The organism is Brucepastera parasyntrophica (genome assembly GCF_022376835.1).
Lineage (GTDB): Bacteria > Spirochaetota > Spirochaetia > Treponematales > Treponemataceae > Brucepastera > Brucepastera parasyntrophica.
The window spans coordinates 1,185,369-1,201,694 of record NZ_CP084606.1 but is presented as its reverse complement, the minus strand read 5'-3'; the positions used below and the strand labels follow the sequence as shown (position 1 = coordinate 1,201,694).

Below are 16,326 nucleotides of genomic sequence, written 5' to 3'. Positions count from 1 at the left end.
ATGAGCTGCAGTTGTACAAACCATTCCGCCTGCTCGGCAGTCCGCGGAAAACCGGAAAAGAAGGAAAAGAGGGGCGAGGGGAAAAAGCTTGCCATCCGTTTCACTTCAGCCGCCGTTCTGTTCGCGGTTGGGGTGGTCCTTTCGTATTTTACAGGCAAAGGAAGTCTTCCCGCATTTACGGTCTATCCGGTGCGGATACTCTTTGTTCTTGCCTGGTTCATTTCAGGCTATCAGGTCCTGTTTTCCGCTGTCCGGAATATCAGGCACGGAAAAGTCTTTGATGAAAATTTCCTGATGACAATAGCCACCATAGGAGCCTTTTGCATAGGCGAATGGACCGAAGGCGCCGCCGTCATGCTCTTTTTTAATCTGGGTGAAATGGTCCAGGAATTTGCCGTAAGCAGGTCCCGCCGTTCCATTACCGACCTTATGGACATGAGGCCCGACAGCGCCCGGATCGCGGATTCCGGCGAAATCGTCCATCCTTCCTCATTGGAGGCAGGGACTCTTATCCGGGTACTCCCCGGGGAAAAGGTTCCGCTCGACGGGGTGATAGCCGAAGGCATTTCTTCCTTTGATACATCGGGATTGACCGGTGAAAGTCTGCCGCGAGAGGCCCGTGAAGGCGATGAAGCGCTTGCCGGCTTCGTAAACGGACACGGGGTCCTGGTCATCCGAACAACCGCGCTCTACGCCGAAACGGTTGCATCCAAGATGCTTGATCTCATTGAAAACGCGCAGAACAGGAAAGCAAAGTCGGAAAAACTGATAACCTCTTTCGCCAGAATTTATACACCCATCGTTGTTGCCTGCGCTGTCCTCCTTGCGGTCATACCTCCGCTTCTTGCTCCGTACTCGAACGGCCTGATAGTACCCGGTTTCCAGACATGGATTTCCCGGGCCCTGGTCTTCCTTGTCATATCCTGCCCCTGCGCCTTCGTGATTTCGGTTCCGCTCGGCTATTTCGGCGGAATAGGCGGGGCGGCCAGACAGGGTATCCTTGTCAAGGGAGCCGACTATATCGATACGCTGGCCAAGGCAAGAGCCGTTGTTTTTGACAAAACAGGGACCCTCACCAGCGGACGTTTCACTGTACAGTCAGTCAATCCTGCTGAAGGATTCCCTGAAAGCCTTCTTACCGAGCTGGCCGCTGCGGCCGAGTTCCACTCGACCCATCCCCTTGGCCTCGCCATAACGGCCTATGCCGGGGAAAAAGGGACAGAAATCAGTAAGGAAGATATTGCTTCTTACACGGAAAAGGCTGGTTTCGGCGTCGAGCTTTTGTACAAAGGGAAGGCCCTGATCGCGGGCTCCCGGAAATATATGGAAGAAAACGGCGTCCGGACCGGCGCGGGACGGCCCGAAGGCGGCTCGGCGGTTGAATTCGCCTATGACGGAAAATACGCCGGGTATGTTTCCCTCAGCGATACCCCGAAACCGGAAGCGGCCGGAGCGGTCGCCGCCCTGAAAAAGCTGGGAATTAATGAAATTGTCATGATAAGCGGAGACACCGAGGCTGCGGCTTCGGACGCGGCGGCCAGAATAGGCATCGAAACCTATCACGCCGGCGTCCTTCCCGACCGGAAGGTCTCCCTCTTCGAAGAAATATCGGACAGGGTAAAGGCCGGAGATGAAAAGGCCTCCGTACTCTTTGTCGGCGACGGTGTAAATGACGCGCCCGTCATAGCCAGAGCGGACGCGGGCATTGCCATGGGCGCGATCGGGAGCGACGCCGCGATAGAAGCGGCCGATGTTGTCCTCATGAATGACAATCCCGGACTGGTGCCCCAGGCAATAAAGAGCGCCCGATGGACCAGACACATTGTGGCCCAGAACATTGTTCTTTCCTTTGTGGTAAAGGTCGGCTTTCTTGTGCTTGGCGCCATGGGTATTGTGGGACTCCAGCTGGCCGTGTTTGCCGATGTCGGCGTCGCCCTGCTCGCGGCCCTGAATGCCCTCCGCGCCCGGAAAATCCCCTGACCTTTTTCTCCGCTCCTTTATAGCCGGTCCCGGACACAGTTCCGGGGCCGGTTTTTTTATCGCTTTTTTCCGGAAACTTTTGTTGACTTGTTCCCTTTCGGGGTTATCATTATATATAACATAATAGTATTGAATCAGGAGGCTCTTGATGAAAAGAATTTCAAAAATCACAATGCTGATTTTGGCTGTTGTCTGCTGTCTGTTTATGGCGGCGGGCTGCAAGAACAATGACGACGGTGACGAAGATACTTTTGATCCGCATGATCCCGCGAATCTGATAGGACAATGGGTGCATGAAGGAACCTTACAGGATTATATGTATGAGTTTACTGCCACGGCTGATCTTCACTTTTCTACTGGGGTAGCTGAAACTTCTACATGGACACTCCAATGGACTAAAAAGTATCTGGTTGTGGGTTCCGTAATATATTTTGATGATAATCCAAGTGATCCTGAAGATTCTTCTACCTATGCCGACAGTTACAATTATGTCCTTACGAAAACATCTCTGTATCTGGAGCCTACATATGGCGACAATATGTATTACCCGGAACGCGGACTTTTCATGGGCACCATGGTTTTCAAAAAGGTCGTAGACTGAGTTCCGCCTTTTTCTGGAGGCATCCGCGGTTTTGAAAAACCGCGGGTATTCCAGGAAAACTGTATTATAATTACAGGGAAAACGGGTACAGCCCGTTTTCCTGAAACAATCCTTCAAAGAGGATTTTATCTGGCTTGAATGTCTGCCGGTTCGGGCGGGCTTATTATTTATATGTTTTTTAGGAGGAAATTATGAAAAAGGTGTTTTTTGCTCTTGTGGTCCTGATGCTGGCCGGAACAGTCTCCGCGGCCGATATCAATCTCGGTGACTTCCCTCTCGGAAGCTGGACAGATACAAACTATGACGCTGTCTGGGAATTTACTTCAGGCAATATCCGCATTCTGGATCTGAACGGAGCTGTTCTCTATGATTTTTCCGACAAGACCGTTAATGACTTCAGGGTCTTCCTTGATGGAAACAGCCCCGCTATTTCCTTTTCCTGCGTAGAGTCAGGCCGCTCTTATAAGTTTGTAAAGCCTCTGACAAATACCGATATTCAGATGGAAATCAACCGGACTTCCCTTCCTGTATACAAAGTCACCATGAAGAGGAAATAAAAACCTCACGAGTACTATAAAGACCGCCCAGGGCGGTCTTTTTTTATACCTACGGAAAATTCCTACACATACCCTTGTGTAGAATCTTACACATCAGTATGTGTAGGATTTCCGCCCCGTCAAGGTCAGGATTCCCGAAGTCTGTCCGGTCGGGCAGGGGTGCGGTTTTTCTAGGCTGGTTTTTTTCTTTACAAATCTTTGTGTTTCCATGTCCGCTGTATAATGGCATAATACGGATGGATTTTCGCCGAAACCACAAAACCTCTGTGAATAAGGGAAATGGAAAAAACCGGAGGAACGCTGACGGGTGGGATAAGACAGGAATCGGGGAAACATTTTTCCTTCCGTCTTTTTATCCTGTGTTTGCAGGGCTCCGATATTTCCTGGAGCAAAACGGGCCGTACTTTTTCCGGGGCCACTGCGGCGGCTAAAACAGGAAAAACCGCGAATTATCCCTTCAAGATAAGCTATTTTGCCCCCTTTTCCTCCAGTTTTTTCTATAATATACTATCGGCCTGTTTCACTTCCGGCAAAATCCCCCTGAAATATTGTAAAATTCATGCCTGGGGGCGAGGTTTTTTCATATAAAATATATTTTTTCCTCGAAATTTTGTTTCCGCTACGCTATACTGTAAAATGATGAAATCTGCCCAAAATAACGGCGCCCGGAAGGGCCTCCGTTCGGTTAAAAATCTGGCTGCCCTCTGCGTGTGCGCGCTGGCCCTTCTTTGCGGCTGCGACATGTTCAATGTGTCGGTACCCGAATATCTGGATGAATATACGAATAACGCTGCCGGAGTTTCCTGGGAATTCCGGACAACCTGGCTGAGCGGGCCGGAATCAAAGGCCAGAGTAATCGGGCCGGGCAGCGCGGAAAATCCTTCTATTATAGAAGTAACGCTCCGGAATCCCCGGAAATACAATCTGGAAGTCGGCGTCCAGTTATATGATACATCCGAAGGGGCCTTTATTTCCTGCGAACCGGAGACCGCGCACGCCGAGTATAAACCTCATGATACAGTCCTTCTGTATATAAACAAGGCCGAGCTCGGGAAAAAATACCGGTTCCGGCTGACGCTGTCTGACGGGCTGAGAAATTTCACTTCCTATGATCTCCCTGAAATAAAATGTAACACCCCTCCGGAACCGGCTGAAAGTCTTGATGTTTCAAGCGCGACCGGAAGTACGGGTGAAATCCCTTCAGCTTCCTGGACAATGATAACTGACGGCGACCATGAGGATGTGTGCAGGGTGGAACTCCGTTTTCAGGAAGCGGGAACCGATTACGGAAATAAAGTTTTTACACTGGATAGCGGCGTCTGGTCCTGCAAGGGGGAAGACCTTGGATATGAAGACCCGAGCTGCCTCTGGTCAGCTGATTTCCCCATGGCTATTTCAAGCCTGTATGATATTGATAATTACCATTTTGCCGTGATTCTGTATGATGATGACGGGTTTTCCTCAATCGCGGCGACGGCCGGTTTCAGTCTCGATACATCCCCTGATGTTTCCATCCTGACCGCCGACGACGGGGACACCGGCCGCGTAAGGGTCACGCTTTCCGCGATTGACGGGAGCCTGAAGGCCGATTCAATATGGTATAAAACTGGTGACGGGTCATGGAACCTGTACAGCAGTCCCTTCTCCGTTGACTCGGGAAAACTTGTTACCGCGTACTCGAAAAAAAGCGGATATCTGGATTCCGGAAAAATATCCAGGGTGTGTATTTCCTACGGGTCTGTGTATGTCAATCCTGAATATACCGGTACACCCGACGGGAATACCGGCTGGTTCCGGGAGAATCCGGTCAGAACTGTCGGCGAGGCGATTGATGTATGGAACGCTTTCTATGCGGCCTCACCGGGAGAAACCGCCCAGGCCGTGATTGTGCTTCTGAATGACGTGACCGCCGGGAATACCGCGGCGGAAGCAAACGCCCTTACCGAAATTACGGATTTCGACGGGCCTCGCTTGTGCTGAAGGGCGACACGGACGGCCTCGCGATTGACGGACAGAACAGTGTCCGCGCCCTGTATATCAATACGGCGGCCGAAGTCACGCTGAAAAATATTTCGATACGGAACGGATACATGAGCGGCGGCAATGGCGGCGGTGTGCATATTGCAGGCGGGACCGTAACAATGAGCGGCGGGAACGTCAGCGGAAATACGGCCGAACTCGGCGGCGGCGTATACGTAGCGTCAGGCGGTATATTTACCATGACCGGCGGTACAATCGGCGGCGCCGATACAGCGGATAAAAACACTTCCATAAGCGGCGGCGCAGGACTGTATATTGCCTCCGGCGCATCTTTTGAAATGAATGGGGCAGACGCCCTCGTTACCGGCAATACCAATTCCCATGCTTCCGGCGGCGGTGTATATGTGGCTGGAGGGAACTTTGCCCTGAAAAACGGTTCTGTCACTGGTAACAGCAGTGATCCTTCCGGCGGCGGCGTGCATATTGCCGGCGGCTCTGTAACAGTGAGCGGCGGGAACATCACGGGAAATACCTCGTATAAAGGCGGCGGCGTGTGTATAGACGGCGGCGTCTTTACACTGAGCGGAGGGGCCCTCAGCGGGAATGCCTCCTATGACGACGGTAACGGCGTATATGTTTCCGGCGGGACCTTTAACATGAGCGGGAACGCGGCGGTCAGCAGTGATAACGATGTGTACCTGCCGTCCGGGCAGACAATAACAATAGGTGGCGCTCTGACCGCACCGGCTCCTGCCGCGACCATAACGCCCGAGGCTTATCCTTCGGGACGACCGAGGTTCAGGTGCTTTCGGGCACACCCTCCGGTCTTGCAGCTTATGCGGGACGTTTCGCGGTGGCCCCGCAGCCGGGTGAGACCAACCAGTGGACCATAAATTCCGAAGGAAAACTTTCACGCGCCGAGGGGATTACCTGTACGTTTGACAAAGATTTCCCTGTTCTGTATTTCAGCGGCAGCAGCGATGCCCTGAAAGTGTTTGCCGGAGATACTGTCAGCGTAACCGTGGTTCCCGGTTCCGTTGATCTGACCGGTGCGGTATGGCATGTCTGGATAGACGGAGAAACCGCGGCCCATGCATTTAATGGCGGAACAAATACTCTCACGTTTACCGCGCCGGATGACGCCGGGCAGCACACGATAAGTGTTGCAGCCAGCGTGAACGGAAACCTGTATTCGGGCAGCTTTATGCTGACTGTGGGGATGTCTGTGCCGGGTTCTTATTGGACAGCCTCGAATATAACCGGTCTTTCCGACTGGCTTAACGAGCAGGATGCTGCCGGTGAACCGGGACCATATACTGTCACAATAGTCGGGATGGATGTATCCGATTCATCGGCCCTTGCCTCGATATATGAACAGCTTACTCAGCATGTAAACCTCGATTTAAGCGGATGCGCGGGGACGACGTATGGAAGCGCAACGGTTGCCGCCAGTTACACTCAAAACCTTGTATCGATTACTTTACCGGAAACGGTGACTACGGTGAACTGGGGGCTTTTAACTCTCGTTCCGGTAATTTCTCCAGTCTGGAAGAAGTTTATATGCCCGGGGTGACATACATAAGCGGAGATGCCTTTTATGGTTGTTCCAGTCTTGTTTCCGTATCCATGCCGAATGTTGCTACTGTTAATAATGAAGCCTTTACCGGCTGTTCAAACCTTACAGAATTTATTGTTGATAATGGAACATTCAGTACCGTGGAAAATGGGAAAATACTGGTTAAAAATGATGGCAGCGATATCATTCTGGTAGCCTGGCCAGCGGTAGAAGATCCTGTTACAATTCCCGGCAGTATTACCCGGATAAGCGATTATGCTTTTTCGGGTATAAGTACGATAACTTCTGTGAATATGAATAATGTTGAAAAAATAGGAGAAAGTGCATTTAGAAACAGCTATGCCATAACTACCATTACCGGAATGGACAGAGTTGAAACAATTGAAAATACGGCTTTCGCAGGTTGTTCCTCGCTTGCGTCAATTGATCTGTCCGCTGTCTCTTCCATAGGATCTATGGCATTTGCCGGCTGTACGGATTTACTTTTTTCTTCCGCACCCGGTTCAACATATTCAGTTTCCGGTGATAGAAAAACACTTTACGGTACCAATGATACCGGCAGAACGCTGGTATCCTGGCCGTCAGCCTCAGGCAATATTACGCTTGACGTTGATATTACAGAAATAGGCGCGGGTGCTTTTGCCTGGTGCAATAATCTTACATCAATTGATCTGGTTAATGTTACAGTAATTGAGAATGCTGCTTTTAGTAGTGCCAGGCTTACTTCAATCACGATGGAACATGTTATATCAATAGAAAACTATACGTTTGAAAGCTGCAGTTCTCTTACTTCAATCACCTTTCCATCAACAGTAACATCAATCGGTTATGGCATCCTTGCTCAATGTTCAAGCCTGACAGATATTACTATGCTGGGCAGTTCGCCTCCGGCACTGCAAAGTCTTTTCTATACCGCTAGTGATGACTTGATTATTGCGTCTCTAACCATCTCCGTCCCCTCTTCTGCTGTTGATGCTTACAAGGCGGCACCCGGCTGGAGTACGTATGCGGCCAATATAACGGCATCCCCCTGAGCAGGGAATGTCTCCGGCAGGCGGAATTCCTTGACCGGGACACTCGAAAAATGAATATGAATTATCCGGCTTTTGCAGGCCGGACTTATACAGGAAGGATAGAATGAAAAAGGAACGCGGAAATAAAAAACGGACGCCCGGGCGGAGCAGATGGCTTTATCTGCTGCCTCTGGGTTTTGCCCTGCTTTCTGTTCTTTCCTGCCGGAACCCCTTAACCGGGCCGGAAAATACGGACGGGACCAGGCAGCTACACATATCCGTACAGCCCGGCGGCGACTTCGAAGCCCCGTCCGCAGGCGCGGCCAATTACCGGACCGCGGTCCCCGACGCTTCAACGTATCCCGCTATCGGCTGGTACGAGGCTGCTGTAACGGATAGCGCTACCGGTACAAAAACATACGGCAGCGCGAGCGGTTCGTCAACCTCTCTTTCCGTGACTGTAACGGCCCCGCTTTCAAGCGCCCTCAGGGTGACTGTCCGGGGCTATACGGACAGTACAAAAGCGCTCAAAATCGCCGAAGGAAGCGTCCCTGCCGCACCGGACGGAACGACCTTGGTGACCATATATCCCGCGGCTGATGGAACCGGAACCGGAAAAATCGACCTTGAAGTCCGATTTCCGAATACAATAGGCGTAACAGCGGTTGCGGCTGATCTGTATAAGGGAACTTCATTAAATAATGCCGATGTTTTTTCCGGCCTGGCGAAAAGTTCCATAACTTCCGTTCAGGATGACCCGGACTATTCATGTGTAAAATTCACCGCGTCCGGCGTGCCGTCAGGCGGATATCTCCTCAAGCTGGTATTCACGCGGACAGGCACAAAGACCATGACCGTTATCCAGGCCGTGAACATCCGGAACGGGGCGACGACCAGCAAGTGGATCCCACGGAACGGCGGCGGCACGCTTCTGGATTATCTTCTGCTTGAGGAAGACGATTTTTTCAGCACGAACACCGGGCTTGGCGGCGACGGAAAAATTTACTGGGAAGGCGATACCATACGATTTACCCTCGCCGAATACGGTCAGTCCTTTACGGCAACGCTGGACGGTACGGATATAACCTCACAGTTCAGTTATGTTGCCGATGCCGACAATACCTGGGAAGCCTCCGGTTTAGACATGGTTCCCGGTTCCACTTATACCTTCACCCTTACCGTTACCGCTCCCGACGGGGTAACGAAGTCAGTACCTCCTCATACAAAAAACTATTTCAGCGCCGTGTGGTATGTCGACGAAAACGGGTCTGATGTGGGCAACGGTTCCGCCAGCGCGCCCCTCGCCTCCGTGCAGGCCGCAGTGGATGCGATTATTGGTGCTTATGACAAAGCCAATCCCAACTGGGTTGCCTCTGGTGGTGCAGCTGACCGTACTACCGCGGGATAAAGGTTTCAGGGGAAATCCCCTATAATTCCGGAAACGGACTAAACGGGATGGTCGACATTACCGAAGACAGCAGCGATATGTATGACAACGTCCCGCCCATCAGGATTGAAGGTAAAAGTGAAACCGAGGCCGGAACTCTGAATGCGAATTCCAGTGCCCGCGTACTGTATATCAGCAACGCCGACGTGACCCTCGGAGCAAATATTACCCTTACGGGAGGAAATGAAACGGCTTACTACATTGGCACCAGCGGCACTGGTGGTGTAAGCGCGGGCGGTGGCGTGGCGGTAGCAACAGGAAGTGTCTTTACCCTGAACGGCGGTACAATCAGCACAAACTCTGCCGGGTCGGCTGCTGATGAACCTGGCTACGGCGGCGGCGTGTTTGTGGCTCCCGGTGCTGCGTTCTATATGATTGACGGAAGTATTAATGATAACAAAGCTATGTACTCCTCTGGTTATGGCTCTCATGGCAAAGGCGCCGGGGTGTATGTTGACGCATCAGCAAGCCCCAATAATTATGGTATTTTCACCATGAGCGGTGGTTCCATTACCGGCAACACTATTCCTGATACTGCGGGCGGCTATGGGGGCGGTGTGTATGTACGCGAGGGCGCTCAGTTTACGATGAGCGGTAACGCATCTATCAGCGGCAATACAATACCCAATTCTACATGGAAATATGGAACCGGCGTATATGCGAGTGCCAGTGATTCCTATGAGGATACCGTCTTCAGCATGAAAGGTTCCGCCCAGGTCGACGGCGACAACGAAGTCTATCTCACTTCGGGAGCACAGATACAGATCGGCGGGCAGTTGACCGGGACGGGTACGGTTGCAACAATAACTCCCGAAGCCTATCCCGGAAATCAAGTACAAGTACTTAAACTCACGGCAGATGCGGATACGACAATTGCCGCGAATATTGCCAAATTTGCTGTGACCGCACAACAGGACGGGTCAGATACTTTGGAATGGAAAATAGATACTGACGGATATCTCATTCTGGCAACCCAGCCTTTCATAACATGCAGTCTTGATCCGGTGTACTCCATACTCTCGTTTGCCGGAAACGCGGTAAGCAAAACAGTAGACGAACCTGTCAGCGTAACCGTTCAGAATCCCGGTACTGTCGATGTCAGCGGCGCGGTATGGAACGGCAATATAACCTCGGCCTCCGGTATACGGCAGGAACTCGAAGCGCAGACAGGGGGAACAACCTATACTTTTACACCGGCTATACCTGTGGGACAGTATACGGTGAACATCAGGCTTACTCTGAATGGTAAAACTTATACAGGCGCCTTTTCGCTTTCCCTGACGCCCGGAGATACTTCCGGTATTATACGGACGCAGGCGGAACTGGCGGCGGCCATTGCCTCCGTGAATACGGGACAAACCGGGTATATTACCGTTGAAAAAGATATAATGATGTACGAAAGCATTGTTATCGAACGCAGAACGGTTGTTCTTTCAACTCCCTCCGGTGAAACAGCGACAATGAAAAGGGCACAGGGCTTCGGCAGCGCATTTTTCATTGTGCAGGAGGGAGGGCAGCTCGTGCTTGGCGCTGAAAATACCGGCAGCCTCATCCTTGACGGCGGCGCGGTATGGACGACCGATTCCTCGGGAACAAATACCGGTATCACGGCGACAAGAGCCCTTGTTTCCGTGTCCAGCAGTGGGCAGTTCACACTGAATGACGGCGCTATACTGCAGAACAATGAAAGTTCCGGAAGCGGAGCGGGTGTGTCTATAGGATCGGGTTCTTCTTTCACAATGAACGGTGGCGTTATACGAGACAACGACGCTGCAAGCCAGGGCGGCGGCGGCATATATGTGTATCAGGGAACAGTTACCATGAACGGCGGCGACATAACCGGTAATTATGCTGTAAGTAATTACGGCGGCGGCGGCGCGCTTATCTATGAAGGAGAATTCATCATGAACGGCGGTTCTATAACCGCGAATAAATCGGCCAATCAGGGGGGGCGGTGAAGCTATATGTAAATTCAACGCCACCTTCGACATTTACAATGACAGGCGGAACCATTAGCGGAAACACGGCCTCTACCGGTAAAGGAGTGTATGTGGGTAGTAGTGGCGTATTCAATATGGCTGATGCTGCGTCCGTTGCCGCGGACAACGAAGTGTATCTGACTTCCGGGCGATATATTACCGTAACAGGGGCGCTCACCGAACCTGATGTGGCGACTATAGCACCGTCCGGTTATACATCCGGTACAATGGTGGTACAGGGAAGTTCCGGACATACACTGGATACAGGAGACGTCGGCAGGTTCTCTCTTGCCGGAACGGGTACGCTTGAACTTGGGGTGGGTACCTATGGTACGATACAAATTCAGTGAGGACACGCAGGATGAATGACAGGAAAACCATGCGAAAGACAGATATGTACAATCCCGGAAAATGGAAAGCGGCGGCATCCTGCCTTTTTGCGGTATACATGCTTATTATGACCGCGGCGTGCGGCAACCCTCTCGCGGAAAAACCCGCGGGTAGGGACGCGGGAGAATTTATGACCGTACATATACGGAAAGCGGAATCCGCGGAGCGTACCGCTGTCCCCGGAACTTTACCCGACACCGGATGGTTCCGTGTGTATATATGTGCGGAGAATGATGCCGGCACAGTGTATGCGCAGACCGAAACGGAGGCGGATAATGAAACCGCCTCCGTCGCCCTTTCGCTTTCCAGGCTGCCGGCATCCGGCAACATGGTGGTGCGTGCGGAAGGTTTTGACAGCGACGACGAGCCGACACGCGTACTGCTGTATGAGGGAGAGGGAACCGCGTTCACTGTGGCTTCCGTGCCGGCGTCCGTACATATCACGCTGGTGCCGGTTGAGGGAGCGGGTACTATAGAACTTGAAGTGCATTTTCCCCAATTCAGCGGCGGCGACATCATTGAATCGGTGAAGGTAAACATCTTCACCGAATACAGCAACATAGCGGCCGGCACGCCGTATGCAACCGAGGTCTTTGAGGGTACATCGATCGAAACTCATGGAGGTTCTCGTTGTATCACATTCGAACTGCCGGATGTTCCCGCCGGGCAGAGATACCTTACACTCGCCTTTGTCCGTGCAGACGGAAAAACGGTATATTATACCGAGAAAAGCGTAATTGTTCAGAATGAAAATACAACAAACAGGTGGCTTGTTGATGGAAAGCCGGAAGAATACCTGTCTCTGGAAGAGGCCGATTTTATATCGTCAAACACCCGGCTTGCCGGCATATCACTGGTCCCTGCAGGTGAAACAGGCAGTGTTATTACAGACTTTGACTCCGACACGGAAACGTATCTCATTATCGGAAGCGGAACTACTGACAAGCACTTTGGCCTGTCCTTGACCCTGATGACTGAGGGACAATCGTTCGTCGCCAGCCTTAACGGACATCTGATACAGTATTTCAATTCGGTATCACCTTATGAGATATATACCCTGGATACCGATGATTCCCCATTGCTGGAAAAAAACAAGAGCAACAGTCTTGTTATAACGGTAACCGCGCCCGACGGTGTGACCCGCAAGACATATACGATTACGTACCTCCTTCCGGACACCGGCAGTTCTGTTCAGACAGTGTATTATGTCTCTGAGGATGGTACAGAAACGGGAACCGGCGACGCGCCCGATACGGCTCTGAATTCCGTCCAGCTCGCGCTGAATACGATACGCAACACAAACTATAATAACCAATGGCCCGGCTACGGAACAGACAATGTCTCTCCGGCGGTTATACTGGTAAGCGGGAAAATCGAATACACTTCTATTTCAGGTATTAACGGCGCTGTCGGTGTAAATGGTATGGTTGATATAACCGGAACAAATGCCAATGACCTGTACGCAACCTATCCTCCTATTATACTGATGGGAGCGGGAACCGGAGACAATGCGGGTATCCTGGATGCCGAGGGCGGCAGCGGCAGTGAACGGCGTGTCCTGTATATGGAAAATGCGGACGTAACCCTCGCAGATAACCTGACCCTTACAGGCGGATACGGGGGGACGCTCAATAATACCAAATATGGCGGCGGAGTACATGTGAACGGCGGGACATTCACCATGAGCGGAGGGACTATCAGTGACAACTTGACCGGCGACAGCGGCGGCGGCGTGTATGTGACGGGCAGCGGTTCCTTTATCATGAGTGGGGGAAATATCGTCTCGAACACGGCAATTTCCGGCGGCGCAGTATATATTACTACTGCCAGCGAGTTTGAGTTCAGCGGCGGCATCATCACCCGGAACACGGCGACCTCCGGGGCGGTATATATATACACAGGGCAGGTAATTTCATTATGCCGCTCAGGTCGACTACCGCAAGCCTTATTGATAATGAAGCCCAGAACGGCGGCGGCGTGTATATCGGCGGCGGAAGCAATTCGGACGGCGGGACTTTCACCATGAACAGCGGAAGTATTACTGAAAACAAAGCAGCCGTCAGCGGCGGCGGCATATATATAGACGGGGGTACCGCAACAACGGGCGGCGGGACTTTCACGATGTATGAGGGCGGCCTGACCAAAAACGAAGCCGCCGTTTCAGGCGGCGGCGTGTACATTGCGGCTTCTTCAGGAACATCGAGCAATGCCAGCTTCCGGCTGGAAGGAGGAACTGTCGCGCACAATACAACCCAGGGAGACGGCGGGGCCGTATATATGGAAGACGGGAGCCTCACAGTTGTCCTTGGTTCCATCGATGATAATGAGGCCCGGAACGGCGGGGGGTGTATGTCGGCGGCGGCATAAAGGGTAAAGGCCGCGGTTACTTCCAATTAGCCGGAGGAAACATGAGCGGCAACAGAGCCGGTGAGTCCGGCGGCGCTGTGTATGTAGAAGGGAAAAAAAATGAAGGTACCGGCACATCTACAGGCGGAACATTTACGTTACAGAGCAGTGACAGTGCCATAAGCGGAAATAACGCGGCGAATTACGGCGGCGGCGTGTATATAGCCGGCAGCGAGGTTTCAGGCGGCGGCGGTACGGCACAAATAAGCAGCTACGGGACTATAAGAGGCAACACGGCGGATTGCGGCGGCGGCGTGTATATAGCCGGCAGTGAGGTTTCCGGCGGTGGCGGAAAATTAACAACATATGAATTTACCATAACTGGAAATAACGCAGCAGCTTCCGGCGGCGGCATGTATATGGCCGACAGCGGGGTCTCCGGCGGCGGCGCTACATGTACAATGAATAGCTCTTCGGGGCAGAGCGGAACAATAAGCGGGAATACGGCAACGAACGGCGGCGGTATATATGCGGGCAGTAATAGTACATTAACAATGACTGCCGGAACAATAAGCGGGAACACGGCAACGAACGGCGGCGGCCTATATGTGACCGGCACAAACGCTAAGTTCACGATGGGCAACGGAACTATCAGAGACAACATGGCTGTCTCCGGTACCGGTTCAAGTTATGGCGGCGGTGTGTATGTACACAGCGGCAGTTTTGACATGAACGGCGGTAGCATTACCGGGAACACGGTTTCCGCCACCAACGGCGGTGGTGTGTATTTGTTTGAGGGTTCTTTTAAGATGACCGCCGGAAGTATTACAGGAAATGAAACCAAACAAGGCGGCGGCGGCGTGTTTTCGCATAAGGGTACTTTCACGATGACAGACGGAAGCATTACCGGGAATAAAGCCGGCGTCAACGGCGGCGGTGTATTTTTGGATCATAGCGGTTCCAAATACATTATGGAAGGCGGCAATGTCACCGGGAACACGGCAACTAGCTCCGGCGGAGGTGTGTATGTGTCCGGCAACGGCGGGGCGTTTGAGATGAGCGGCGGGGCGAAGGTTGATGAAGCACCCGGGAATGAGATATATCTGCCCGCCGGCAATCTTATCACCATAGCCGCAAATTTAACGCAGACTTATGCGGGAAATATTAATCCGCAGGGAGGAAGCGGCACACCGGTCCTGGGCGGTACGATTATATCTGCTAACTGCAATAAATTCCTGGTAAACGGGGAAACGGGGAAAATTGGCACGGACGGGAAGTTGCAATGATGACGCAGGAACGGCGAAAGTTCCGCCGTTCCTGTGCCGCTACGAAACTCAGCCCGGCGGATGGCGGTTATAAAATGACGAACGCCAGCCCCGCCTGCGGGACGCGGGTACGTCCGTCACCCCTGGTCCCTGCCTGCGTGGGGATGTCCCGGGTATTTCGCGGTGTGTTATGTGCGTGGATTCCCGCCTTCGCGGGAATGACGGGGTGGCGTGCGGGGATGACGGAAAGGGGCGCCGGGTATTAGCCCGGACGTTTTACCGCAGGCGCAGATAAGAAGCAAAAAGTAAAAAAAGATTTGTCAGACCCTTCCCCCTGAATCTCCGCAATGCCGTATCTTTTTCCTTTACAAAGCAGCTTTTCTGCCCCATACTTGACATATTATCATATAAAGTCGCAACGCATAAAGAAAAGGGAAGCCCTTTTCGTGTTAACTGTTTGTCCCTCGTCCTGTACCGCGCTCTGCTTCTTTATGCATTCATAATGTAAAGGAGCTTCCTGGTGAATAAATCTCTGTGTATGACGCTTCTCATTTTTCTGTTCCTCCTGCCGCTTTGCGCGGAGGAGCCGGCAGACGGGGAAACCACTGAACTGTCCGGTCCTGCTGCGGGTATCCCAGAATGTCGGCGGGCCTTTCGCTTGAGGCCAACGCGAACACCCGCAAAGGTCTGTCGTTCGGGGCGGCCTCCGCTTTGACTACCTGGTGCTTGACTTCCTCTCGGTCGGGGCGGCAGTCTCGGTGAGCAGTGATTTCGCGGGACTCGTGACCCTTGAGCCGTCGGCCCTGGTGCGCTGGTATGTGCCCGTCCTCGGCGGTGAGGGGAAGGGCCTTTTTGTGCAGGGAAATGTGGGGGCGAGCCTCATCTTTGAAGAGGGGGAACCGACGCCTGCCTTTCTCGGGGCCTTGCGGCCGGGTACCGGTTTGTGTTCGGCTCCTGGTTTGTCGAACCCTTTGCCCGGGGCGGCTATCCCTTTTTATGGGGAGCGGGCGTGAGCGCCGGTCTCCGGTTCTAGCGTGCGGATACTGGAATACACAGGCCATACGCACAGACGTGTGTATGGCTATGCGGGGGAAAAACACTTACGCATGGTATTGCATAAAAGAATACAAGTCTTACACATAGGGATGTGTGGAGAATAACGGTTTTACACACTGTCATGTGTAAAGAATGA

Annotated in this window: 15 protein-coding genes; all 15 read left to right on the top strand. The window is 52.4% G+C overall.

Annotation, left to right across the window (positions count from 1 at the left end):
- A complete protein-coding gene (locus tag K7I13_RS05775) occupies positions 1-1,980 on the top strand; it encodes a heavy metal translocating P-type ATPase (protein ID WP_255948692.1) in 1,980 nt (659 codons plus the stop codon).
- 148 nt (positions 1,981-2,128) lie between these two features.
- Positions 2,129-2,581 carry a hypothetical protein gene (locus K7I13_RS05770; RefSeq protein WP_255948690.1) on the top strand — a complete coding sequence of 151 codons (453 nt, stop codon included), beginning with the start codon at positions 2,129-2,131 and terminating at the stop codon, positions 2,579-2,581.
- A gap of 191 nt (positions 2,582-2,772) precedes the next feature.
- Positions 2,773-3,138 carry a hypothetical protein gene (locus K7I13_RS05765; RefSeq protein ID WP_255948688.1) on the top strand — a complete coding sequence of 122 codons (366 nt, stop codon included), beginning with the start codon at positions 2,773-2,775 and terminating at the stop codon, positions 3,136-3,138.
- Positions 3,139-3,774: 636 nt separating this feature from the next.
- Entirely contained in the window at positions 3,775-5,118 is a 1,344-nt protein-coding gene (locus tag K7I13_RS05760) for a hypothetical protein (protein WP_255948686.1), read from the top strand.
- Positions 5,112-6,011: a carbohydrate-binding domain-containing protein gene (locus K7I13_RS05755; protein WP_255948685.1), complete on the top strand. Its 900-nt coding sequence runs from the start codon at positions 5,112-5,114 to the stop codon at positions 6,009-6,011. The genes K7I13_RS05760 and K7I13_RS05755 overlap by 7 nt, the downstream gene beginning before the upstream one ends.
- Positions 5,972-6,691, top strand: coding sequence for a hypothetical protein (locus K7I13_RS05750; protein WP_255948684.1), 720 nt, complete (start codon positions 5,972-5,974; stop codon positions 6,689-6,691). Before K7I13_RS05755 ends, K7I13_RS05750 begins: the two co-directional genes overlap by 40 nt.
- Positions 6,679-7,728 (top strand): leucine-rich repeat domain-containing protein, encoded by a 1,050-nt coding sequence (locus K7I13_RS05745; protein ID WP_255948683.1) that lies wholly within the window; start codon positions 6,679-6,681, stop codon positions 7,726-7,728. The genes K7I13_RS05750 and K7I13_RS05745 overlap by 13 nt, the downstream gene beginning before the upstream one ends.
- A gap of 103 nt (positions 7,729-7,831) precedes the next feature.
- Positions 7,832-9,115, top strand: a complete 1,284-nt coding sequence (locus K7I13_RS05740) for a hypothetical protein (protein ID WP_255948682.1) — start codon at positions 7,832-7,834, stop codon at positions 9,113-9,115.
- Between the two features lie 47 nt (positions 9,116-9,162).
- Entirely contained in the window at positions 9,163-11,112 is a 1,950-nt protein-coding gene (locus K7I13_RS05735) for a hypothetical protein (RefSeq protein ID WP_255948681.1), read from the top strand.
- 92 nt (positions 11,113-11,204) lie between these two features.
- Complete coding sequence (locus tag K7I13_RS05730) at positions 11,205-11,483, top strand: hypothetical protein (RefSeq protein WP_255948680.1); 279 nt, start codon at positions 11,205-11,207, stop codon at positions 11,481-11,483.
- Positions 11,484-11,494: 11 nt separating this feature from the next.
- Entirely contained in the window at positions 11,495-13,549 is a 2,055-nt protein-coding gene (locus tag K7I13_RS05725; protein ID WP_255948679.1) for an autotransporter outer membrane beta-barrel domain-containing protein, read from the top strand.
- Positions 13,501-13,890 (top strand): hypothetical protein, encoded by a 390-nt coding sequence (locus K7I13_RS05720; protein WP_255948678.1) that lies wholly within the window; start codon positions 13,501-13,503, stop codon positions 13,888-13,890. The genes K7I13_RS05725 and K7I13_RS05720 overlap by 49 nt, the downstream gene beginning before the upstream one ends.
- Before the next feature lie 41 nt (positions 13,891-13,931).
- Positions 13,932-15,155, top strand: coding sequence for an autotransporter outer membrane beta-barrel domain-containing protein (locus tag K7I13_RS05715; RefSeq protein ID WP_255948677.1), 1,224 nt, complete (start codon positions 13,932-13,934; stop codon positions 15,153-15,155).
- Positions 15,152-15,400, top strand: a complete 249-nt coding sequence (locus K7I13_RS05710) for a hypothetical protein (protein WP_255948676.1) — start codon at positions 15,152-15,154, stop codon at positions 15,398-15,400. The genes K7I13_RS05715 and K7I13_RS05710 overlap by 4 nt, the downstream gene beginning before the upstream one ends.
- 492 nt (positions 15,401-15,892) lie before the next feature.
- Entirely contained in the window at positions 15,893-16,147 is a 255-nt protein-coding gene (locus K7I13_RS05705; protein WP_255948675.1) for a hypothetical protein, read from the top strand.
- Positions 16,148-16,326 lie beyond the last annotated feature (179 nt).

Excerpts from the sequence above, each read along its gene's own strand:
- K7I13_RS05715 (WP_255948677.1), top strand. The coding sequence starts at position 13,932 with ATGAGCGGCAACAGAGCCGGTGAGTCCGGCGGCGCTGTGTATGTAGAA.
- K7I13_RS05770 (WP_255948690.1), top strand. The coding sequence starts at position 2,129 with ATGAAAAGAATTTCAAAAATCACAATGCTGATTTTGGCTGTTGTCTGC.
- K7I13_RS05775 (WP_255948692.1), top strand. The coding sequence starts at position 1 with ATGAGCTGCAGTTGTACAAACCATTCCGCCTGCTCGGCAGTCCGCGGA.
- K7I13_RS05765 (WP_255948688.1), top strand. The coding sequence starts at position 2,773 with ATGAAAAAGGTGTTTTTTGCTCTTGTGGTCCTGATGCTGGCCGGAACA.
- K7I13_RS05740 (WP_255948682.1), top strand. The coding sequence starts at position 7,832 with ATGAAAAAGGAACGCGGAAATAAAAAACGGACGCCCGGGCGGAGCAGA.
- K7I13_RS05725 (WP_255948679.1), top strand. The coding sequence starts at position 11,495 with ATGAATGACAGGAAAACCATGCGAAAGACAGATATGTACAATCCCGGA.
- K7I13_RS05710 (WP_255948676.1), top strand. The coding sequence starts at position 15,152 with ATGATGACGCAGGAACGGCGAAAGTTCCGCCGTTCCTGTGCCGCTACG.
- K7I13_RS05760 (WP_255948686.1), top strand. The coding sequence starts at position 3,775 with ATGATGAAATCTGCCCAAAATAACGGCGCCCGGAAGGGCCTCCGTTCG.
- K7I13_RS05745 (WP_255948683.1), top strand. The coding sequence starts at position 6,679 with ATGCCCGGGGTGACATACATAAGCGGAGATGCCTTTTATGGTTGTTCC.
- K7I13_RS05735 (WP_255948681.1), top strand. The coding sequence starts at position 9,163 with ATGGTCGACATTACCGAAGACAGCAGCGATATGTATGACAACGTCCCG.